The sequence below is a fragment of the Streptomyces aculeolatus genome, from assembly GCF_020400605.1.
Classification (GTDB): Bacteria; Actinomycetota; Actinomycetes; order Streptomycetales; family Streptomycetaceae; genus Streptomyces; species Streptomyces aculeolatus.
Genome location: NZ_JAINRD010000009.1, coordinates 251177 through 272514, shown reverse-complemented (window position 1 = coordinate 272514; position 21338 = coordinate 251177). Strand labels below are relative to the sequence as shown.

At 75.8% G+C, this 21338-nt stretch carries 19 protein-coding genes; 11 read left to right on the top strand and 8 right to left on the bottom strand.

Translation table 11 applies throughout. The features are described from left to right. Positions 1 to 19: 19 nt before the first annotated feature. Both LG396_RS18265 and purB read left to right on the top strand, forming a co-directional pair. Entirely contained in the window at positions 20 to 787 is a 768-nt protein-coding gene (locus tag LG396_RS18265) for an SGNH/GDSL hydrolase family protein (protein WP_225795533.1), read from the top strand. A gap of 96 nt (positions 788 to 883) precedes the next feature. Then, a complete protein-coding gene (gene purB / locus LG396_RS18260) occupies positions 884 to 2323 on the top strand; it encodes an adenylosuccinate lyase (RefSeq protein WP_100303257.1) in 1440 nt (479 codons plus the stop codon). A 74-nt stretch (positions 2324 to 2397) separates the two neighbouring features. Here purB and LG396_RS18255 read toward each other — a convergent pair whose 3' ends face one another. Both LG396_RS18255 and LG396_RS18250 read right to left on the bottom strand, forming a co-directional pair. After that, on the bottom strand, positions 2398 to 3135 hold the full coding sequence (locus LG396_RS18255; protein ID WP_018837791.1) for an ABC transporter permease: 738 nt from the start codon (positions 3133 to 3135) through the stop codon (positions 2398 to 2400). Between the two features lie 3 nt (positions 3136 to 3138). After that, positions 3139 to 3882: an ABC transporter ATP-binding protein gene (locus LG396_RS18250; protein ID WP_372483532.1), complete on the bottom strand. Its 744-nt coding sequence runs from the start codon at positions 3880 to 3882 to the stop codon at positions 3139 to 3141. 100 nt (positions 3883 to 3982) lie between these two features. Here LG396_RS18250 and LG396_RS18245 point away from each other — a divergent pair, with 100 nt between their 5' ends. The 3 genes from LG396_RS18245 to LG396_RS18235 are packed head-to-tail and all read left to right on the top strand — an operon-like array spanning position 3983 to position 7087. After that, positions 3983 to 5221, top strand: a complete 1239-nt coding sequence (locus LG396_RS18245) for a sensor histidine kinase (RefSeq protein ID WP_225795532.1) — start codon at positions 3983 to 3985, stop codon at positions 5219 to 5221. A gap of 4 nt (positions 5222 to 5225) precedes the next feature. Further along, complete coding sequence (locus tag LG396_RS18240) at positions 5226 to 5885, top strand: response regulator transcription factor (RefSeq protein ID WP_018837794.1); 660 nt, start codon at positions 5226 to 5228, stop codon at positions 5883 to 5885. A 44-nt stretch (positions 5886 to 5929) separates the two neighbouring features. Then, positions 5930 to 7087, top strand: a complete 1158-nt coding sequence (locus tag LG396_RS18235) for an ROK family transcriptional regulator (RefSeq protein ID WP_225795531.1) — start codon at positions 5930 to 5932, stop codon at positions 7085 to 7087. A 111-nt stretch (positions 7088 to 7198) separates the two neighbouring features. Here the strand turns inward: LG396_RS18235 and LG396_RS18230 are convergent, their stop codons facing one another. Then, a complete protein-coding gene (locus LG396_RS18230) occupies positions 7199 to 7936 on the bottom strand; it encodes a GntR family transcriptional regulator (RefSeq protein ID WP_018843647.1) in 738 nt (245 codons plus the stop codon). Between the two features lie 167 nt (positions 7937 to 8103). On the opposite strand from LG396_RS18230, the gene LG396_RS18225 reads away from it, so the two are divergent. Beyond that, the gene (locus LG396_RS18225; RefSeq protein WP_018837797.1) at positions 8104 to 8850 is read left to right on the top strand and encodes an SDR family oxidoreductase; all 747 of its coding nucleotides are present in this window, start codon (positions 8104 to 8106) and stop codon (positions 8848 to 8850) included. A gap of 60 nt (positions 8851 to 8910) precedes the next feature. Here the strand turns inward: LG396_RS18225 and sigJ are convergent, their stop codons facing one another. Beyond that, the gene (gene sigJ, locus LG396_RS18220) at positions 8911 to 9804 is read right to left on the bottom strand and encodes an RNA polymerase sigma factor SigJ (RefSeq protein WP_018837798.1); all 894 of its coding nucleotides are present in this window, start codon (positions 9802 to 9804) and stop codon (positions 8911 to 8913) included. Positions 9805 to 10025: 221 nt separating this feature from the next. Between sigJ and LG396_RS18215 the strand changes: the two genes are divergently transcribed. The 3 genes from LG396_RS18215 (at position 10026) to LG396_RS18205 (ending at position 12882) form a co-directional block, all read left to right on the top strand. After that, positions 10026 to 11555 carry an alkaline phosphatase D family protein gene (locus LG396_RS18215; RefSeq protein WP_225795560.1) on the top strand — a complete coding sequence of 510 codons (1530 nt, stop codon included), beginning with the start codon at positions 10026 to 10028 and terminating at the stop codon, positions 11553 to 11555. Positions 11556 to 11617: 62 nt separating this feature from the next. Further along, positions 11618 to 12127, top strand: coding sequence for a DUF1990 domain-containing protein (locus LG396_RS18210; RefSeq protein ID WP_225795530.1), 510 nt, complete (start codon positions 11618 to 11620; stop codon positions 12125 to 12127). An 89-nt stretch (positions 12128 to 12216) separates the two neighbouring features. After that, entirely contained in the window at positions 12217 to 12882 is a 666-nt protein-coding gene (locus LG396_RS18205) for a GNAT family N-acetyltransferase (RefSeq protein WP_372483530.1), read from the top strand. Here LG396_RS18205 and LG396_RS18200 read toward each other — a convergent pair. Then, the gene (locus tag LG396_RS18200) at positions 12848 to 14053 is read right to left on the bottom strand and encodes a trans-sulfuration enzyme family protein (protein ID WP_225795529.1); all 1206 of its coding nucleotides are present in this window, start codon (positions 14051 to 14053) and stop codon (positions 12848 to 12850) included. The two genes, LG396_RS18205 and LG396_RS18200, sit on opposite strands and share 35 nt — an antisense overlap. 59 nt (positions 14054 to 14112) lie before the next feature. Between LG396_RS18200 and LG396_RS18195 the strand changes: the two genes are divergently transcribed. Beyond that, positions 14113 to 14583: an Lrp/AsnC family transcriptional regulator gene (locus tag LG396_RS18195; RefSeq protein ID WP_026276406.1), complete on the top strand. Its 471-nt coding sequence runs from the start codon at positions 14113 to 14115 to the stop codon at positions 14581 to 14583. A 57-nt stretch (positions 14584 to 14640) separates the two neighbouring features. Further along, a complete protein-coding gene (locus LG396_RS18190) occupies positions 14641 to 16329 on the top strand; it encodes a DUF885 domain-containing protein (protein WP_225795528.1) in 1689 nt (562 codons plus the stop codon). A gap of 121 nt (positions 16330 to 16450) precedes the next feature. On the opposite strand, the gene LG396_RS18185 is transcribed toward LG396_RS18190, so the two are convergent. From LG396_RS18185 to LG396_RS18175, 3 genes are read right to left on the bottom strand one after another with little or no spacing between them, the layout of a single operon-like run. Next, positions 16451 to 19465: an AAA family ATPase gene (locus tag LG396_RS18185; RefSeq protein ID WP_225795527.1), complete on the bottom strand. Its 3015-nt coding sequence runs from the start codon at positions 19463 to 19465 to the stop codon at positions 16451 to 16453. After that, a complete protein-coding gene (locus LG396_RS18180) occupies positions 19462 to 20631 on the bottom strand; it encodes an exonuclease SbcCD subunit D (RefSeq protein WP_225795526.1) in 1170 nt (389 codons plus the stop codon). Before LG396_RS18180 ends, LG396_RS18185 begins: the two co-directional genes overlap by 4 nt. A gap of 51 nt (positions 20632 to 20682) precedes the next feature. Beyond that, on the bottom strand, positions 20683 to 21309 hold the full coding sequence (locus LG396_RS18175; protein ID WP_225795525.1) for a YigZ family protein: 627 nt from the start codon (positions 21307 to 21309) through the stop codon (positions 20683 to 20685). Between the last annotated feature and the right edge of the window lie 29 nt (positions 21310 to 21338).

Genomic DNA, 21338 nt, shown 5'->3' with positions numbered 1-21338 from the left:
GCGGGTAGGATCGGCGGACGTGAACGTCCGATACACCAGTTTCGTCGCGGTCGGTGACTCCTTCACCGAAGGCATGTCCGACCTGCAGCCCGACGGCTCCTACCGCGGCTGGGCGGACCTCCTCGCGGCCCGCTTCGCGGCGGCGCAGCCCGGCTTCCGCTACGCGAACCTGGCCGTCCGCGGCAAGCTCATCCGCCAGATCCTCGACGAGCAGGTCGACCGGGCCGCCGCCATGGAAGCCGACGTCATCACCCTCGTCGGCGGCCTCAACGACGCGATCCGGCCGCGCTGCGACATGGACCGGGTGTGCGGCGTGCTCGATGAGGCGGTGGCGCGGCTGGCGCCGAGCTGCAAGCAGCTGGTGCTGATGCGCAGCCCGGGGCGCGACGGCCGGGTGCTGGAGCGGGTCAGGCCGCGGATGGAGCAGCTCTTCGCGCACGTCGACGACCTCGCCGCGCGGCACGGCGCCCTGGTCGTCGACCTCTACGGCGCCGACGTGCTCCGCGACGTGCGGCTGTGGCACGACGACCGGCTGCACCTGACGCCCGAAGGCCACCGCCGCGTCGGCGAGGCCGTCTGGCAGACGCTCGGCGGCGCGCCGGAGTACGACTGGACGGGCCCGCTGCCGCCGGCGGCGCCGCAGCCGCCGTGGCTCGCCCGGCGGGGCGCGGACGTCCGCTTCGCCCGTACGCACCTGCTGCCGTGGGTGCACCGCCGGCTCACCGGCCGCTCCTCCGGCGACGGCCGCGCACCCAAGCGCCCCGAGCTGCTCCCGTACGACGCCTGACGCGCGCCCGCGCGTACGGGCCCGACCGAGCGCCCCCGTACGCCCGCACCGGCCGCCGTCCGCACCCCGCCCCGGGGGTCCGTAGAATCTCCCCACGTGAACAAGCCGCGCATCCCCAACGTCCTGGCCGCCCGCTACGCCTCCGCCGAGCTGGCCGCCCTCTGGTCCCCCGAGCACAAGGTCGTCCTGGAGCGGCGCCTGTGGCTGGCCGTGCTGCGCGCCCAGCGGGACCTGGGGATCGAGGTGCCCGAGGGCGCCGTCGCCGACTACGAGCGCGTGCTGGAGGACGTCGACCTCGCGTCGATCGCCGCGCGCGAGAAGGTCACGCGGCACGACGTGAAGGCCCGGATCGAGGAGTTCAACGCGCTCGCCGGGCACGAGCAGATCCACAAGGGCATGACCTCCCGCGACCTGACCGAGAACGTGGAGCAGCTCCAGGTGCGGCAGTCGCTGGAGCTGGTGCGCGACCGCGCGGTCGCGGTGCTGGCCCGGCTGGGCAGGCTGGCGGGCGAGCACTCCGGGCTGGTGATGGCCGGCCGCTCGCACAACGTCGCCGCGCAGGCCACCACGCTGGGCAAGCGGTTCGCCACCGCCGCCGACGAACTGCTGACCGCGTACGGCCGCGTGGAGGACCTGCTCGCGCGCTACCCGCTGCGCGGTATCAAGGGCCCGGTCGGCACCGCACAGGACATGCTCGACCTGCTCGGCGGCGGCAAGGAGGGCGCCGCGAAGCTCGCGGAGCTGGAGGGCCGGGTCGCCGGCCACCTGGGCTTCGCCCGCGCCTTTACCTCCGTCGGCCAGGTCTACCCGCGCTCGCTGGACTACGACGTGGTCGCGGCCCTGGTGCAGGTCGCCGCCGCGCCGTCGTCGCTGGCGAAGACGATCCGGCTGATGGCCGGGCACGAGTTGGTCACCGAGGGCTTCAAGCCCGGCCAGGTCGGCTCGTCGGCGATGCCGCACAAGATGAACACCCGCTCCTGCGAGCGCGTGAACGGCCTCATGGTGATCCTGCGCGGCTACGCCTCGATGACCGCGGAGCTGGCGGGCGACACCTGGAACGAGGGCGACGTGTCCTGCTCGGTGGTGCGCCGTGTGGCGCTGCCGGACGCGTTCTTCGCGCTGGACGGGCTGCTGGAGACGTTCCTGACAGTACTGGACGAGTTCGGCGCCTTCCCGGCGGTGATCGCCCGCGAGCTGGACCGCTACCTGCCCTTCCTGGCCACCACCAAGGTGCTGATGGCGGCGGTACGGGCCGGGGTCGGCCGGGAGGAGGCGCACGAGGTCGTCAAGGAGCACGCGGTCGCCGCGGCGCTGGCGATGCGCGAGCGCGGCGCCGAGCGCAACGAACTCCTCGACCGGCTTGCGGCCGACGACCGCATCCCGCTGGACCGGGACCGGCTCCAGGCGCTGATGGCGGACCGGCTGTCGTTCACCGGCGCCGCGGAGGAGCAGGTGGCGGCCGTCGCGGCGCGGGTCGAGGAGGTCGTGAAGCGGCATCCGCAGGCGGCGGGCTACGCGCCCGGGGCGATCCTGTGACGCGGACCGCCCCGGCCCCGTAGCAGCGCCCGCGCCCCTCCTGCGCGTCCGCCGGTCCTGCGCGTCCGCCGTGCCTACGCGTCCCGCCGGCGCAGCGTCCACCAGCCGGCCAGCACCGCCGCGCCCGCCCAGAGCGCGGTGACCGCCAGGCCGGCGAGCGGGGGGACGTCCGTCGGCGGGTCGGCGAAGAGCACCTGCTGCCCGGCGCGGTCCGGCAGGTAGTCCGCGAATCCCGCCGACGACCCGACGCCGAGCACCATCGACACCACCAGCACGAACGGGATCAGGATGCCCAGCACCGCGATCCCGCTCCGCAGCACGGCGGCGAGCCCCGCGGCGAGCAGCGCCATGAGCGTGAGGTAGACGGCGCCGCCTACGACGCCGAGCAGCGCGTGGTCGTCGCCCAGGCCCAGCGCCCGGTCGCCGAGCGCGGCGCCGCCGACCAGGAACGACAGCAGCGTCGTGGGCAGCGCGACGGCGAACGTGAGCCCGCCGACGTGGGCGAGCTTGGCCGCGTAGAGCAGCCCGCGCCGCGGCACGGCGGCCAGCGTGGCGCGGATCAGCCCGCTCTGGTACTCGGACGACACCGCGAGCGTGCCGAAGACGATCGCGGCGATCTGGCCGGGTCCCACCCCGGTGAGGACGGAGAACAGCGGGTCGAAGTCGCCGTCGACCTCGGCGCCGCCCTGGGCGGTGCTGGCGAGGATCCCGAAGCCGGCGGTGACGAGCAGCACGCACGCCAGCGACCACACGGTGCCGCGCAGCGTCGTGATCTTGATCCACTCGGAGCGGAGCACGGCGGTGGCATTCATCTCTCAGACCTCCCCGGTCCCGCTGGTGAACTCCGCCGCCGAGGCGGTCAGGCGGAGGTACGCCTCCTCCAGGTCGGCCCGGCCCTCGACGAACTCGGCCAGCGGCGAGTCGGCGAGCAGCCGGCCGCGGCCGAGCACCACGAGGTGGTCGGCGAACGCGGCGGTCTCCGCCATCAGATGGCTGGAGACGAGCACCGTGCGGCCCTCGCCGGCCAGCCGCCGCAGCAGCTTGCGGATCCATACGATGCCCTCGGGGTCGAGCCCGTTGGACGGCTCGTCCAGCAGCAGCACGGGCGGGTCGCCGAGCAGCGCGGCGGCGATGCCGAGGCGCTGGCGCATGCCGAGCGAGTACGTCCGCACCCGCCGGCCCGCGGCGGACTCGATCCCGGTCAGCCGCAGGACCTCGGCGACGCGGGCGTCCGGCAGGCCGTTGCTCGCGGCCAGCGCGCGCAGGTGGGCGCGGCCGGAGCGGGAGCCGTGGGCGGCCTGGGCGTCGAGCAGGGCGCCGACGTGCCGGAGCGGGTCGGAGAGTTCGGCGTAGGGCCGGCCGCCGACGGTGGCGGTGCCCGCGGTGGGCCGGTCCAGGCCGAGGACGAGGCGCATGGCGGTGGACTTGCCGGCGCCGTTGGGGCCGAGGAAGCCGGTGACGCGGCCCGGCCGGACGGTGAAGGTCACGGCGTCGAGCGCCCGGACGTCCCCGTAGTCCTTGGTCAGCCGGCTGACCTCGATGGCTGTTGCTGCTGTCATGGAACCCACGCTGCCGGTCGGGACCCCGCCGGGTCCTCCCCCGCGCGCGGGTGGCGGCTCCCCCGTGCGGGGGAGCCGCCACCTCCGGGGCGCTGGCACGATGGACGGCGTGTCCCGCCTCCTCCGATCCCTCCGCCGCCCGCTGCGGCCGGTGCTGCGGTCGGTGACGTACACGCGCTGGCTGCACCTGTTCATCGCCGCGACGCTGGCCCTGCTGGGCGCCTTCGTCTGGGGCGTGGACGAGGTGCCGCCGGCGGTCAGCTATGCCATCCTCGCCCTCGGCCCGGTGCCGCTGCTCGCCGTCGCGGCGGCGATCCCCGCCACCCGGCTCCTGGAGACGATGCAGGCCCGGCTGCTGCTGTTCCCGGGTCCGCACGGCACGGACGCGCAGCCGGATCCGGGGCTCGCACGCACGCCGGCCGCCTCGTGGGCCGACCGCGGGCGGGTGTTCGTCTGGCTGGTGCTGCGGATGTGGGTGGGGCTGCTGGCCGCCGTGGCCGGCATCCAGGGCATCTTCCTGACCGTCGCGCTGACCTCCGCGCACCACTGGTCCTCGTTCGAGGCGGAGGTCGTGCCGCTGCCGGGCCCGTGGCGCGGGTCGTACCCGCTGCTCGTCCCGGTTGCGGTGGCGGCCCTGCTGGCGGCCGGCTGGGGGTTCGGCGCGCTGATCGCGGCGCTGGCGCCCCGGCTGCTCGGCCCTTCGGCCGCCGAGCGGCTGGCGGCGCTGGAGGAACGCACCGAACGGCTGCTGGAGCACAACCGGCTGGCCCGCGAGCTGCACGACACCATCGGGCACGCGCTGACCGTCGCCGTCGTGCAGGCCGGTGCCGCCCGGGCCGCCGGGTCGCCGGAGTTCACCGAGCGGGCGCTGCGCGCGATCGAGGACACCGGCCGGGAGGCGCTGGAGGACCTGGAGCGGGTGCTGCGGCTGCTGCGCCAGGACTCCGCACCGCCGTCCCGGCGGCCCGGGCTGGCCGAGGCGGAGCGGCTGGTGGCCTCCGCGCGCGGCGCCGGGGCCGCGATCAGCGCGGAGATCGAGGGGCCGCTGGAGACGGTGCCGGGGCCGGTGTCCCGGGAGGGCTACCGCATCGTGCAGGAGTGCCTGACGAACGTGCTGCGGCACGCCGGGCTGGTGCCGGTCACGGTCCGTATCGCGGCCTCGGCGGGCGAGCTGGAGCTGCACGTACGCAACGAGCTGCCCCGGGCGGCGCCCGCGCCCGGGCCCGGCGGCAGCGGCCTGCGCGGCATCCGCGAGCGCGCCGCCCTGCTCGGCGGCGAGGCCGTCGCCGGACCGCACGACGGTGAGTGGAGGGTGCGGGTCACCCTGCCGATACAGTGACGCCGTGCCCGTCTCCGTCCTCCTCGTCGACGACGACGCCCTGGTCCGCGCCGGGCTGCGGGCGATCCTCGAAGCGCAGCCGGACATCGAGGTGGTCGGCGAGGCCGCCGACGGCGCGGCCGTGATCCCGCTCGTACGGCAGCTGGCGCCCGACGTCGTCGCGATGGACGTGCGGATGCCGCTGATGGACGGTATCGAGGCCACCCGGGCGGTACTCCGCGCCTTCCCCGCGCCGCCGAAGATCCTCGTCGTCACGACCTTCGAGGAGGACCAGTACGTGTACGGGGCGCTGCGCGCCGGCGCCGACGGCTTCCTGCTCAAGCGGGCCCGGCCCGCGGAGATCGTGCACGCGGTGCGCCTGGTCGCCGAGGGCGAGTCGCTGCTGTTCCCGGCCGCGCTGCGGTCACTGGCCGCCGGGCACGGCAACGAGGGGGCGCGCGCGGCCGTGGCGGCGGCGCGGCTGACCGACCGCGAGAGCGAGGTGCTGCGCCTCATCGCCCGGGGGCTGACCAACGCGGAGATCGCTGCGGAGCTGGTGCTCGGCACCGAGACGGTCAAATCGCACGTCAGTGCGCTCCTGGCGAAGCTGGGGGCCCGGGACCGCACACAGGCGGTGATCACCGCGTACGAGTCGGGGTTCGTCGCTCCCGGCGCGGCCGGATAGCGGATACGATCCGCTATCCGGAAGCACGCTCAGGGAGGCTGACGTTGGCGCAGCTCACCGGCGGGGATCCGTCCCTGCTGCGGCGGATCAACTCCGCCGTCGTCCTGCGCGCGCTGCGCGACGCGGGTGCGGCGACGCTGACCGAGCTGGCGCGCACCACCGGGCTCTCGCGGCCCACCCTCGACGGCGTGCTGGAGGGCCTCGCGGCCAGCGGGCTGGTGGTGGAGGCCCCGGCCGAGGAGGGTACGACGCGGCGCCAGGGCCGGCCCGCGCGCAAGTTCCGCTTCCACGCCGAGTCGGGCCATCTGCTGGGCATCGAGATCGGCCCGCACCGGGTCTCGGTCCTGCTCTCCGACCTCGACGGCCGGCTGCGCGGCTCGGCGTCGCGCACCGTGGACGAGACCGCGGAGGCCGACGACCGGCTGGCGGCCGTACGGGCCGTGGTGCAGGAGGTGCTGCGGCGCACCGGCGTGGCGCGCAGCACGCTGCGCGCGGTGGGCGTCGGCAGCCCCGGCATCGTGGAGGCGGACGGCATGGTGCGGCTGAGTTCCGCGCTGCCCGGCTGGACGGGCATCAATCTCACGGAGCGGCTGGGCCGTTCGTTCCGCTGCCCGGTGCTGGTGGAGAACGACGCGAACACCGCGGCCGTCGCCGAGCACTGGAAGGGCGCCGCGCGGCACTCGGCCGACGTGGTCTTCGTCCGCGCCGGGCTGAGCCCGGGCGCCGGGTCGCTGATCGGCGGGCGGCTGCACCGCGGCTTCGGCGGCGCGGCGGGCGAGATCGGGGCGCTGCACCTGCTGGGCCGGGAGGCGACGCCGGAGAAGCTGCTGAGCGTCACGGGCGAGCCGCTGCACCCGCTGGACGAGCCGGCGGTGGCGGAGGTCTTCTCCCTGGCGCAGGGCGGCGACAAGCGGGCGCGCCGGGCCGTGGACCGGTTCATGCAGCGACTGGTGCACGACGTCGCCGCGCTCGTACTGGCCCTGGACCCCGAGCTGGTGGTGATCGGCGGCTGGGCGGCGGGCGTGGACGACGTGCTGGAGCCGCTGCACACGGAGTTGGCCCGCTACTGCCTGCGGCCCCCTGAGGTCGTGCTGTCGCTGCTGGGCGAGGCGGCGGTGGCCACGGGTGCGCTGCGGCTGGCCCTGGACCACCTCGACGAGGAGCTGTTCGCCGTGGAGAGCACGGTCACGGCACGGCGCTGAGCCGGGAAGCCGCGGGCCGGGCGGGGTGTGCGCTCCCGGCCCGGCCTGCTGCCCGTGTCCTCCTGCTCCGCGCCGGGTCTCCCGCCCGGTCCGTACGGCGTGGGCGGCGGCTCAGCTCGCCAGCACCGCCGCGTCGGCGTCGAGGGTGAGCCGGCAGGTGTCCGCGCGGTACGTCGAGACCGCGACGGCGGCGGTGCGCCCCCGGGAGACGTAGCGCGTGGTGACCACCAGCACCGGGGCGCCCGGCAGCCGGTCCAGCTCGCGGGCGTCCTCCGCGCGCGCCGAGCCCAGCTCGACGGTGCGGTCCTGGCCCTCCAGCGGCAGCCGGTGCAGCTCGTGCAGCACGGCGCGGGCGCGGACGGCGCCGACGGAGGCGTCACCGCGGCTGAACCCGGGCGCGGAGACGCCCGGCACGTAGATCAGCTCGGCCGCGACCGGCTGCCCGTTGCGGCTGCGGGAGCGGTGCACCCGGTGCACCGGCTCCGTCGCGTCGGTGCCGAGCATGCGCGCGACGGCCGCGGGCGCCGGGACCGCGGCGGCGTCGACGGCCTCCCAGCCGTCGTCGGCCTCGGCCGGCCACATCTGCCGCGGGGAGCCCACCGGCACGCCGACGCGCGGCGGCGCGACCGTCGTCCCGACGCCGCGCCTGCGCTGCAGCCGGCCCTCCAGCTCCAGCTGGTCGAGTGCCTGCCGCAGGGTCGCGCGGGCGACGCCGAAGCGGGCCGCCAGCTCGCGCTCGTTGGGCAGGATCTCCCCTACCGAGAACTCCGACTCGAGCGCCTCACTGATCACACCCTTCAGATGCCAGTACTTCAGCTCGGTCACGGTGTCCGGCTGCGTGGTCCCCACCTGATCCTCGCAATCCCCGTCGGCCTGGCCGCCTTTATGCGCGGTTGTTTATGAAAGGTTGTTGCAGTATCTCTCGCCGACAGTAGGACCCCACCCGGACTTGGTCAAGACCAATGCCCCTGGGGTACCGTCCGTCCGGCGATCGGAAGGACGGGGGAAGGACAGTGATGGACCAGGTCACGGTGGTCACCGGGGGCAGCCGCGGCATCGGCGCGGCGATCGTGCGCAGACTGGCCCGTGCGGGTCACGCCGTCGCGCTGGCGTACGAGCGGGCGGAGGCCGCCGCGGAGGGGGTGGCGGCGGAGGCGCGGGCCGAGGGGGTCGCGTGCGTGGCCGTACGGGCCGATGTCAGCGACGCCGGGCAGGTCGACGCGCTGTTCGACACCGCCCGCGAGCGTCTGGGGCCGGTCACCGGGCTGGTGAACAACGCCGGGATCACCGGGCCGCTCGGCCGGTTCGACGAGACGTCCCTCGACGTGATGCGCCGCGTGCTGGACGTCAACGTGATGGGCACGTTCGTGTGCACCCGGCGGGCGGTGCACGAGATGTCCACCCGGCACGGGGGCCGCGGCGGCGCGATCGTCACCATCTCCTCCGGCGCCGCCACCCTCGGCAGCCCCGGCGAGTACGTGCACTACGCGGCGAGCAAGGCCGCCGTGGACACCATGACGCTCGGCCTGGCCAAGGAGTTGGGGCCCGAGGGCGTACGGGTGAACTCCGTGCAGCCCGGGATGACCGTCACCGACATGCACGCGGCGATGGGCGACCCCGAGCGGCCGTGGCGCAACCCGGAGCGGGTGCCGATGCGCCGGCCCGGGGAGCCGGAGGAGATCGCCGGGGCGGTGGCGTGGCTGCTGTCCGAGGAGGCGTCGTACACCACGGGCGCGGTGCTGCGGGTCTCCGGCGGGCTGTAGCGGCCGGGGCCGGGACCGGCCGGCCCCCGGTGGGGTCCGTACCGTACGCGGCCGGATCCGCTACTTGCCGATGCCGCGGAGCTTGTCGCGGTTGCGCATGATGTAGATGCGGGCGATCCGGCCGTCCCGGAACTGCGGGACCATGACCGTGTCCGGCTCGCCCTTCGACAGGACCACCACCCCGAGCTCGCCGTTGATCTCGCGGAAGACCGTCTCCGGTTCCACCACGTCGTAGACGCCGCGGGCGCCGCCGATGAACGTCCGGGCCGCGTTGTCGGCGCCGTTGATGACGCGCCTCGGCCCCCTCGCCTTGCCCCCGGTGTCCGAGATCACGTCCACGTCCGAGGCCAGCAGCGCCATCAGACCGTCCATGTCACCGCCGGAGGCGGCTTCGAGGAACCGCTCGGTGATGTCGCGCTGCTCGACGGAGTCGACGTCGTAGCGCGGCTTGCGCTGCGTGACGTGCCGCCGGGCGCGGCCGGCGAGCTGGCGCACGGCCTCGTCGGAGCGGTCGAGCATCGCGCCGATCTCCGCGTACGGGAAGCCGAAGGCCTCCCGGAGCACGAAGACGGCCCGCTCCAGCGGCGACAGCGACTCCATCACCACGAGCATCGCCAGCGTCACCGACTCGTCCAGCAGCGCCCGCTCCGAGCTGTCCGGCAGCGATTCGCCGAGCACGTCGGTGGCGAGCGGCTCCGGGAGCCAGGAGCCTACGTACGCCTCGCGCCGCGCCTGCGTCTGGCGCAGCCGGTCGAGGGAGAGGCGGGTGGCGATGCGCACCAGGTAGCCGCGCGGGTCGCGGACCCGCTCGCGGTCCGCGGCCGACCAGCGCAGCCAGGTGTCCTGTACCACGTCCTCGGCGTCGGCGAACGCACCCAGCATGCGGTACGCCACGCCCATCAGGACGGAACGGTGCTCCTCGAAGACGTCGAGATCGATGCCGTGTGCCACCACTCCATATCACCTGATGAGACCCCCACCTGTCCAATCCCGCGCACACGTGATTACTCTCCGCGCGGCGCACTTCCCCCCGCCGCGGGGGCAGTTGTTCACTTGTCGTTCGTGCCACGGGCAACACACGCCGGTAGGTCTGACGGCGCACGACGATCCGCACGTCGACGGGAGACCAGGTGAACACGGGAGACAGAGGGAGCGGCGGCCCCGCGCGCCGTTCGGTGCTGCGCGGCGGCCTCGCCGCCTCCGCAGCGCTTGCGGTGCCCGCGCTGTCCGGCGCCGCGCCCGCGCAGGCGCTCGGCGGCCGGCCGGGGGCCGCGTGGGGCGTCCAGGTGGGCGATGTCACGGACCGGGGCGGCACGGTGTGGGTACGGGCCGACCGCCCGGCGCGGATGGTCGTGGAGACCTCCGCGACCGACTCGTTCCGCAAGGTGCAGCGCCGCCGCGGCCCGCTGCTCGGCCCGGGCACCGACTACACCGGCACCGTCCGGCTGCACGGGCTGCCGCCCGGAGAACAGGTGCACTACCGGGTGGTACTGGAGGACGCGGACGATCCGCGCCGCTCCGGCGAGCCGGTCGAGGGCACGTTCCGTACGGCCCCGGGGCGCCGCGGCGACGTGCGCTTCGTCTGGTCGGGCGACGTCGCGGGCCAGGGCTGGGGCATCAACCCCGACCGCGGCGGCTACCGCGTGTACGACGAGATGCAGCGCCTCGACCCGGACTTCTTCCTGCACAGCGGCGACACCGTATACGCCGACGGCCCGTTGAGCACCCAGGTCACGCTGCCGGACGGCAGCGTGTGGCGCAATCTGGTCACGGAGGAGAAGGCGAAGGTCGCCGAGACGCTCGCCGAGTACCGCGGCAACTTCCGCTACAACCTCCTCGACGAGAACGTGCGCCGCTTCAACGCGCAGGTCCCGATCGTGGTGCAGTGGGACGACCACGAGGTCGTCAACAACTGGTACCCGGGCGAGATCCTCACCGACGAGCGCTACACGGAGCGCCGCGCCGACGTGCTCGCCGCCCGCGCCCGGCGCGCGTTCGCCGAGTACTTCCCGGTCCCGACGCTGCGCTCCGACGGCGCCGGCCGGATCTACCGCAGGGTCTCGTACGGACCGCTGCTCGACGTCTTCGTGCTGGACATGCGCACGTACCGCAACGCCAACTCCGACGGGCTCGCCCCCGACGACGTGCACGGCGTCCTCGGGCGCGAGCAGCTGGCCTGGCTCAAGCGGGAGCTTCAGCGCTCCCGCGCGGAGTGGAAGGTCATCGCCTCCGACATGCCGCTCGGCCTGGTCGTGCCGGACGGGACGGACGTCGAGGCGGTCGCGCAGGGCGATCCGGGCGCGCCGCTGGGCCGGGAGCTGCAGATCGCCGAGCTGCTGCGGCACATCAAGCAGCGCGGGATCACGGGCACCGTGTGGCTGACCGCGGACGTGCACCACACCTCCGCGCAGCACTACGACCCGGCGCGGGCGGGGTTCAAGGACTTCGCGCCGTTCTGGGAGTTCGTCACCGGTCCGCTGCACGCGGGCGCGTTCCCGGGCAGCGCCCTGGACGGCACGTTCGGGCCGGAGCGGGTGTTCCTGAAGGCGCCGGAGGCTGCCAACGTGGCGCCGAGCCAGGGCTTCCAGTTCTACGGCGAGGTGGAGATCGACGGCGGCAGCCGCGAGCTGACGGTGCGGCTGCGCGAGGAGGGCGGGGCGGTGCTGTTCACGAAGGTGCTGCGGCCGGGGCTCGTCGGGCAGTAGCCGAGGCGTCCACCGGGCGTCCCGCGGCGGCGCGTCACTCCGCGACGCGTACGCTGCGGGGCGTGGACGACTTCACGTACGCCCCGGTCGGCGCCACCCGGGAGGGCCGCAGGCCGGCGGGGTTCGACGCCTTCGCGGTACGCACCCGCGTCGGCTCGGGCCCGCGGGCGTACCGGGCGGCGACCGAGGCGGTGCTGACGTTCCGGATGCACCGGGCGGTCGGGGTCACCATAGACGCGGAGGGGCCGCGGGCGGTGCCCGGCGTGCGGCTCGTCGTCGGCATCGGACTGCGGCCGCTGCGCATCACCGCGCCCTGCCGTGTGGTGTGGGCGGAACGGGGCGAGCGGCGCGGCGGGTTCGGGTACGGGACGCTGGCGGGGCACCCGGAGACGGGTGAGGAGGCGTTCGTCGTGGAGTGGGCGGACGACGGCGCCGTCTGGCTGACCGTCGCGGCGTACAGCCGCCCGGCCGCGCGGTGGGTGGCAACCATGGGACCGCTCCTCGGCGTCTTCCAGCGCGCGTACGCACGGCGCTGCGGCCGGGTGCTGCGGCGGCTCGCGAACGTCGGCTGAAAACTGACCCCTTAGGTCCGATTCACCCTTTACCATCCGGTCACAGCTCGTTCTTGATCACGCAATACCCGTCCGGAAAGCTGGAGTTCATGGCCGATCACACCGAACCGACGGAGGAGGGCCCGCGGCGCGCGCCCGCAACGCCGGGTCCGTACACGATCGCCGCCGTGGCCCGGGCGGGCGGCAGGGCCCACCCCGCGCCGGACTGCCGTCCGGGGGCCCGCCCGCCGCGCCGCCGGGACGCCACACGGCCGCGCGCCGCCGGCCTCCTCACGGTCCGCGAGGCCGGGCCAGGGGACCACGACGCCGCGCTGGCGATGCACCGGCGCTGCTCCCGGCGGACGCTGGGCATGCGCTACCTGGGCCCGCCGGACGAGGCCGACGGCTATCTGCGGCACCTGCTGAGCCCGCACTTCGGCCGGACGCTGGCCGTGCAGACGGCCGGCGGCCGGCTCGTGGCCCTCGGGCACCTGCTGTGGGACGGCGACGAGGCGGAGGTCGCGCTGCTGGTGGAGGACGCCTGGCAGCGCCGCGGGCTCGGCACGGACCTGCTGCGCCGGCTGCTGGCGATGGCCGCGGGCCTGGGCTACGCCAGCGTGTACGTGGTGACGCGGGCGCTGGACGCCGCGATGGCGGCCACGGTGCGCAAGGCAGGCGTGCCGCTGGAATACCAGGTGGACGGCGCGACGCTGGTCGTCACCGCCCACCTGGACGAGCGGCTCATCCCCGCGTCGGGCCCTGCCGGGCTCCGCTGACGGCGGCGCCCTCCGTCCCCCCGGGCCCGTCGGTCCCATCGCCCGCGGCGTCGAGCGCCGCGCTCAGGTCCGTCCACAGGTCGTCCACGTCCTCCAGCCCCACCGACATCCGCAGCAGCCGCTCGCCGATGCCGCCCGAGCGGCGGTCGGCCGGGTCGACGATGCGGTGGCTGATCGAACCCGGGTGCTGGATGAGGGTGTCGACGCTGCCGAGGCTCACCGCCGGGGTGATCAGCCGCACGGCGCCGATGACCGCGTGCGGGTCGCCGCGCACCTCGAAGGCGACCATCGCGCCGCCGAGCCGCGGGTAGCGCACCCGGGCCACCGCGGGGTGGCCGGCGAGCCGGCGGGCCAGCTCCGCGGCGGCCGCGGACTGGGCCCGTACCCGTACCGGCAGGGTCGCGAGGCCGCGCAGCAGCAGGTAGCCGGCGAGCGGGTGCAGCACGCCGCCGGTGGCGAAGCGGATCCGGCGCAGCGCCCCGGCCAGTTCCTCGTCGCAGGCGATGACGCCGCCCATCACGTCGCCGTGGCCGCCGAGGTACTTGGTGGCACTGTGCAGTACGAGCCGGGCGCCGTGTTCTGCGGGACGCTGCAGGACGGGGGTGGCGAAGGTGTTGTCGACGAGCAGCGGGACCGAGCCGCAGGAGTACGCGACGGCCCTGAGGTCCGTCTCGGCGAGGGTGGGGTTCGCGGGGGTCTCGACGAGCACCAGGCCGGTGTCCGGGCGGAGGGCGTCGGCGACGCCGGCCGGGTCGGTCCAGGTCACCTCGGTACCCAGCAGCCCGCTGTCGAGGAGGTGGTCGCTGCACCCGTAGAGCGGCCGGACGGCGACGACGTGCCGCAGGCCGAGGCTGCCGCGTACCAGCAGGCAGGCGCTGAGGGCCGCCATCCCGCTGGCGAACGCGACGGCCGACTCGGTGCCTTCCAGCCGGGCGAGGGCATCTTCGAAGCGGGCGACGGTGGGATTGCCGAGCCGGCCGTAGACCTGCGGGCCTTCGAGCGCGGCGCCGGTGGCGGCGAACTCGTCGATACGGGCGGCCTCGCCCCTGCTGTCGGCGGACGGGTAGGTCGTGGACAGGTCGAGGGGGGCGGCGTGCAGGCCGAGGGCGGCGAGGTCTTCGCGCCCGGCGTGCACGGCCTCGGTGGCGAGTGAACGCGTCGGGATCTCCATGCCCCGATGCTGAAGGTCGTACGGACTGTCGGGGTCGTCGGCCGTGCTACGTTCGGTTGATGCCCGATTCGCCTGCTCTCGATCCGGTGGACCTGGAGATTCTGCGGGTGCTGCAGAACGACGCCCGGACCACCAACCGCGATCTCGCCGCCGCCGTGGGCGTCGCCCCCTCCACCTGCCTGGACCGCGTGGCCCGGCTGCGCCGCGCCGGCGTGATCACCGGCCACCGGCTCGCGATCGACCCGGCGCGGCTCGGCCGCGGCCTGGAGGCGCTGCTGTCGGTGCAGGTGCGCCCGCACCGCCGCGACCTGATCGGCCCGTTCGTCGAGCGGATCCGCTCGCTGCCCGAGTCCCGCGCGCTGTTCCACCTCACGGGCCCGGACGACTACCTCCTGCACGTCGCCGTACGCGACGCCGCCGACCTCCAGCGCCTGGTCCTGGACGAGTTCACCTCGCACCGGGAGGTCGCCCGGGTGGAGACGCGGCTGGTCTTCCAGCACTGGGAGTGCGGGCCGCTGCTGCCTCCGTAGAGCGTGGGGCCGTTTCGGTGATGACGCCGCCCGTCCCGGTGTACGAGGATGGCCCGCATGCCCGACTCCACGAACCAGCGACTGCCCCGGCAGGTGGCGGACGCCTACGTCGACGACCTGATCGACCTCGACCCCATCAGCGGCACCATGCTCGGCGTGCCGGAGAGCTCCCGCACCCTCCCCGACTTCTCCCCCGACGGCCAACAGGCCGTCGCCGAGCTGGGCCGCGCCACCCTTGCGGCCCTCGACGAGGCCGAGCGGCAGCCCGGCGCGGACAGCGACGCGGAGAGGCGCTGCGGACGGCTCCTGCGGGAGCGGCTGAGCGCGGAACTCGCCGTCCACGACGCCGAGGAGGGCCTGCGGATCGTCAGCAACATCCACTCCCCCGCGCACCTGCTGCGCGAGTGCTTCACGCTGATGCCGACCGGGAGCGAGGACGACTGGTCGGACATCGCGGCCCGGCTGCGCGCCGTCCCCGCGGCGGTCGACGGCTACCGGCAGTCGCTCGCCGAGGGCGTGGGCAAGGGGTTGTTCGGCGGGCCGCGGGCGGCCGGGACGTTCGTCGGGCAGCTCACCGAGTGGTCGGGCAACGGAAACGGCGGCTGGTTCGGCGAGCTGGCCGCCACCGGCCCCGAGTCGCTGCGCGGGGAGCTGGACTCGGCGGCGGGCGAGGCGACCGCCGCGCTGGGCGCCCTGCGGGACTGGATGCGCGACGTGTACGTGCCCGCCGCGTCCGGCACCCCCGACGTCGTCGGGCGCGAGCGCTACGCCCGCTGGTCGCGCTTCTTCAACGGCGCGGACCTCGACCTGGACGAGGCGTACGCCTACGGCTGGTCGGAGTACCACCGGCTGATCGGCGAGATGAGGACCGAGGCCGCGAAGATCCTGCCCGGTGCCGCCACCCCCTGGGAGGCGCTGAAGCACCTGGACGAGCACGGCGCCCACATCGAGGGCGAGGACGCCGTCCGCGACTGGCTGCAGGGCATCATGGACGAGGCCATCTCGGCGCTCGACGGCACGCACTTCGACCTGGCCGAGCCGGTGCGCCGGGTGGAGTCCCGGATCGCCCCGCCCGGCGGCGCCGCCGCCCCGTACTACACGCCGCCCGCCGAGGACTTCTCCCGCCCCGGGCGCACCTGGCTGCCGACGATGGGCGAGACCCGCTTCCCGGTCTACGACCTGGTCTCCACCTGGTACCACGAGGGCGTGCCCGGCCACCACCTGCAGCTCGCGCAGTGGGTGTACGTCAAGGACCAGCTCTCCCGCTACCAGTCGACCCTCGGCTGGGTCAGCGCCAACTGCGAGGGCTGGGCGCTGTACGCGGAGCGGCTGATGGACGAGCTGGGCTTCCTCACCGACGCGGAGCGGCGGCTCGGCTATCTGGACGCGCAGATGATGCGGGCCGCCCGCGTGATCGTCGACATCGGCATGCACCTGGAGCTGACGATCCCGGACCACTCCCCCTTCCACCCGGGCGAGCGGTGGACGCCGGCACTGGCGCAGGAGTTCTTCGGGATGCACAGCGGGCGGCCCGCGGACTTCGTGGAGAGCGAGCTGACGCGCTACCTGTCGATGCCGGGGCAGGCGATCGGCTACAAGATCGGCGAACGGGCCTGGCTGCGCGGCCGGGACGCAGCGCGCAAGGCGCGCGGCGCGGACTTCGACGCCAAGGCGTGGCACATGGCCGCGCTGTCGCAGGGCTCCCTCGGGCTGGACGACCTGGAGGCCGAGCTGTCGGCGCTGTGAGCCGGGTGTGAGCCCGGTGTGACGTGACGGCCGCGGCCCCGCGCGGGGGCCGCGGCCGTGCGCGTCGCCCGTGGCCCGCCGGACGTACGGGCCGGGCTGGCCGGCCGGCCCCGGTCGCCGGTCAGCCGTCGGCGGCCGTGCGGTGCCGCACGTACGAGCCGGAGCGGCCCTTGACGACCTCCAGCTGCGCCGGGATCCGCCGGCGCAGCTCCGGCACGTGGCTGACGATGCCCACCGTGCGGTCCCGCTCGCGCAGCGCGTCGAGCACGTCCAGCACCTCGTCCAGCGTCTGTTCGTCCAGGCTGCCGAAGCCCTCGTCGATGAAGAGCGTGTCGAGCCGGACGCCCCCGGCCTCCTCCGCCACCACGTCGGACAGGCCGAGGGCCAGGGCGAGGGAGGCGAAGAACGACTCGCCGCCGGAGAGGGTGGCGGTGTCGCGCTCGGTGCCGGTCCAGGCGTCCACGACGTGCAGCCCGAGGCCGTGGCGACCCCGGCCGTTCGCGCGCTCGTCGGAGTGCACCAGCGTGAACCGGCCGGACGACATCCGCGCCAGCCGGGCCGTCGCGGCGGCGGCGACCTGTTCCAGCCGGGCGGCCAGCACGTACGACTCCAGCCGCATCTTCCGCTCGTTGTCCGCGGACGTGCCGGCCGTGAGCGAGGCGAGCCGGGCCACCCGGTGGTGCTCCGTGCGCAACGGGGCCAGCCGGCGCACCCGTTCCCCGGCGTCGGCGGAGAGTCCGCCGAGGTCGTCGCAGCGCTTGCGCGCCGTGTCGCGCGCGGTCGACGCCTCCCGCAGCCGCCGGCCGGCGGCGGCGACCGCCTCCTCGGCGGCGGCGACGTCGGCCGGCGGGCGCGCGGCGGCGTCGGCCGCGCGCGGCTCGGCCAGGGCCTCGGCGACGGCCGCCGCCTCGGCCTGCCACGCCTCCAGCCGCGTTTCGGCGTCCCGCAGCGCCGCCGGGTCGAGCAGCGCGGCGGCGGCCTCCTCGGGGGTCTCGAAGCCGGCCCGGTAGGCGGCGTCCGCGACGCGCGCGTCGGCGTCCTTGCTGCGGTCCGCGGCGGCAGCGGCCTCGCGGGCGGCGCGGGCGGCGGCGCCGAGCCGGCCGGCCAGCGACGCCAGTTGGGCCGCGCGCTCCTCGACGCCGGCGGCGCCGCCGCGGGCTGCGCGCACCTCGGCGTCGCGGGCCGCCCGCTCCGCGGTGAGCGCGTCGGCCCGGGAGGCGCGGGCGGCGGCGCGGCTCTCGGCCTGCTGCCGGCCGCGTACGCGGCGGGTGTGCTCCTCGTGTGCGAGGTCCAGCTGCTCGCGTACGGCGAGGGCGCCGGCGGCCAGCTCCCGGGCCCGCCCCAGCTCCCCGGCCAGCCGCTCGGCGGCCTCGGCCAGTGCGTCCCGGCTCTCCCCGCCCGCCGCCTCGGCGGCGGCGTCGCGGGCCTGGCGCAGCGAGTCGAGCCGCAGGGCGGCCTCTTCGCGTACGCGCTCGGCGGCCCGGTACGCGGCCATGGCCTCGTTCTCCTCGCTCTCGCCGACGTGTGCGCCGTCGGCGGTGGCGGGGGCGGGGTGGGCGGCGGAGCCGCAGACCGGACACGGCTCGCCGTCGGCCAGCCGGGCGGCCAGCTCGGCCGCCATGCCGTCGAGCCGCCGCTCCTTCAGCCGCAGCCAGGCCTCGTGCGCCCGGCCGGCTCGCTCGCCGGCGTCGAGGTGCGCCTGCCGGGCCCCGGTGACCCGGCCGTCCAACCCGTCGCGCCGCTCGGCCGCGTCGAGGCGCCGGCGCGCTCCGTCGTGCTCCGCGGCGAGCTGCTCCGCGCGCGTGGCCGCGCCCTGGGCCTCGTCGACGCGGCGCTGGAGGCCGCCGCGGAGGGCGTCCCAGTCGTCGAGCCAGGCGGCGGCCTCGCGCAGCACGTCCTCGTCGGCGCGGGACTCCGCGTCCAGCGCGGCGAGTTCGCGGGCGATCCCGGCGCTGCGCGCCTCGGCGGCGCGGGCGGCGTCCAGGGCGCCCAGCTCCTGCCGGGTGCGGGCCTCGTGCGCGTCGAGCTGCCCGGGGCCGCCGCCGGCGACGGTGCCGGGCAGCGCGGCGCGGGCCGCCTCCTCGGCCGCGGCGGCGTGGCGGGCCGCGGCGGCGGTCCGGTCGCGCAGCTCCAGTGCGGGCGCCACGGGGGCGGCGGCGCGGGCGCTGCGCAGCGTCCGGCCGAGCACCTCGTACTCCTGCTGCCGTTCGGCCAGCACCTGCTGCCGCTGCCGCGCCCCGGTGTGCAGCCGTTGCAGCCGGGCGAGTTCGCGTACGTCCTGGAGGCTGTCGTCCGCCGCCGCGTGGGCGGACTCCGCGGTGCGCAGCCGCAGGTCCGCGGCGTCCGCCAGCTCACGGGCGGCGGCCCGGGCCACCGCGGCGTAGCCGAGGACGCCGTCGGCGAGGTCGGCCTCGCCCGGCTTCGCGGCCTCGGGCGACCAGCCGTCCGGGTCCTCGGCGACGGCCGGGCCGCCGGCCTGCCGGATGCGGTGGGCGAGGTGCAGCAGCTGCTCGTCCCCGTCGCGTACGGCCTCCTGGGAGCGGCGGCGCAGCTCGGCGAGGTGGTCCTCGACGGCGGCGAAGCGGCCGGTGTCGAAGAGGCGGCCGAGGAGCTTGGCGCGGGCCTCGGCGTCGGCGCGCAGGAAGCGCGCGAAGTCCCCCTGCGGGAGCAGCACGACCTGGCAGAACTGCTCGCGGGTCATGCCCAGCAGGCCGCCGATCTCCTCGCCGATCTCCTGGTGCGAGCGGCTGAGGCCGCGCCACGCGCCGGCCGCGGGGTCGCGCTCGCGCAGCAGGCTGGTGGCCCGCTCCGTGGTGACGCCGGTGCCGTTGCGCTTGGGGCGGGGCTGGGAGGGCCTGCGGGTGATCTCCAGCCGGCGGCCGGCGACGGTGAAGTCGAGCGCGACCTCGGTGGGGGTGTGCGGCTCGGCGTGGTGGCTGCGCAGGGTGCCGCCCTGGCGCACGCCGGGCACACCGCCGTACAGCGCGTAGCAGACGGCGTCCAGGACGGAGGTCTTGCCGGCGCCGGTGGCGCCCTGGAGCAGGAAGATGCCGGCGCCGGACAGGGCGTCGAAGTCGACTTCCTGTGTGCCGGCGAAGGGGCCGAAGGCGGCGACGGCGAGCCGGTGGAGCCTCACCGGGCGGTCTCCTCACGCGCGCCCGCGGCGCGCACCGCGTCGAACGCGGCGTGCAGCACGGCCCGTTCGTCCGCCGTGGCCGCCGCTCCCGGTCTGACGTGCGCCACGAAGTCCTCGGCGATCTGCCGGTCGTCGCGGCCCCTGAGCCGGTCGGCGTACGACGCGGCGGCGTCGGCGCCCGCCGCGGGCACGGGCGCGAAGACGAGGCTGACGACGTGCGGGAAGCGCTCCGCGAGGCGGGCCATGGGCTCGTGCGGGCGGGCGGCGTCGGTGAGCGTGGCCTCGACCCAGGCGCCCTCCAGCGGCGTCAGGGCCCGGTCGGCGAGCAGGTCCGCGAGAGCGCCGTGCAGCCGCGCCAGCGGCCGGGGCACGGGTGCGTCGACGCGCTCCGCGGTGATGTCCCCGGCGGCGTCGAGGTCCACCAGCCACGTCGACTTGCGGTGGGCGGCCTCGGAGAAGGAGTACGCCAGGGGGGAGCCCGAGTAGCGCACGCGCTCGGCGAGGGTCTGGCAGCCGTGCAGGTGGCCCAGTGCGACGTAGTCGACGCCGGCGAAGACCGCGGCGGGCACGGAGGCGACGCCGCCGACGGTGATGTCCCGCTCGCTGTCGGAGGCCTGGCCGCCGGTGACGAAGGCGTGCGCGAGGACGACGGAGCGGGTGCCGGCCGGGCGGGTGGCGAGGTCGGCGCGCACCCGGTCCATGGCGGCCGAGAGCACCGCCGTGTGGCCGCCGCCGGGGGTGGCGAACTCCTCGCGCACCAGCGCCGGTTCGAGGTACGGCAGCCCGTAGCACGCGACGTCGCCGGCGGCGTCCCGCAGCATGACGGGCTCGCCGGCGCCCGCCGGGTCGGTGCGCAGGTGGACGCCCGCGCGGTCCAGCAGCCCGGCGCCGACGCCCAGCCGGCGTGCCGAGTCGTGGTTCCCGGAGATCATGACGACGGGCACGCCGAGCGCCCCCAGCCGGTGCAGCGTCCGGTCGAACAGCTCCACGGCGGCCAGCGGGGGCACCGCGCGGTCGTAGACGTCCCCGGCGACGAACACGGCCTCGACACCGCGCTCGGCCACCACGGCGACGAGGTGGTCGAGGAACGCGGCTTGGGCGTCGAGCAGGCCCACCCGGTGGAACGAGCGGCCCAGGTGCCAGTCCGACGTGTGCAGGAAGCGCATGGGGCCCGACTGTAGCGGCGGGGTACGACAGCCCGGGCGGCCCCGGCCGCCTCACCCGGTGCCGTACACCTCGTCGCCGGGCCGGAGTTCGGCGCCGCCGGCGGTGGCGTCGGCCAGCCAGGAGCCGAAGGCGTCCAGCTCGGCGGCGGGCACGGCGACCTCGATCTCGGCGTTCTCGCCGTACGCCACGCCGCGTACGTCGCGCCCGGCGGCGTGCAGGTGGCCGAGCACCCTGCCGGCCCGTCCGTGGTCGACGGTGACGGTGACCAGCCGCATCCGCAGCCGCGTCACCGTGCCGACGGCGTCCACGGCGGCGCCGACCGCGCCGCCGTAGGCGCGGATGAGCCCGCCGGCGCCGAGCTTGGCGCCGCCGAAGTAGCGGGCGACGACGGCGACGACGTAGCGCAGCTCGCGGCGGAGCAGCAGTTGCAGCATGGGCAGCCCGGCGGTGCCGCCGGGCTCGCCGTCGTCGCCGGACTTCTGCACGCCGGCGTCGGCGCCGACGACGTACGCGTAGCAGTGGTGCGTGGCGTCGGGGTAGGCGGCGCGCACCCGGGCGAGGACGGCCTGCGCCTCCTCCTCGGTGGCGGCGGGGGCGAGGGTGCAGACGAACCGGGAGCGGTTCACCTCGGTCTCGTGCACGCCCTCGCGGGCGACGGTCAGATACCCCTCGCGCATCCCGCCACCCTAGCCGCGCGCTCGCGCGC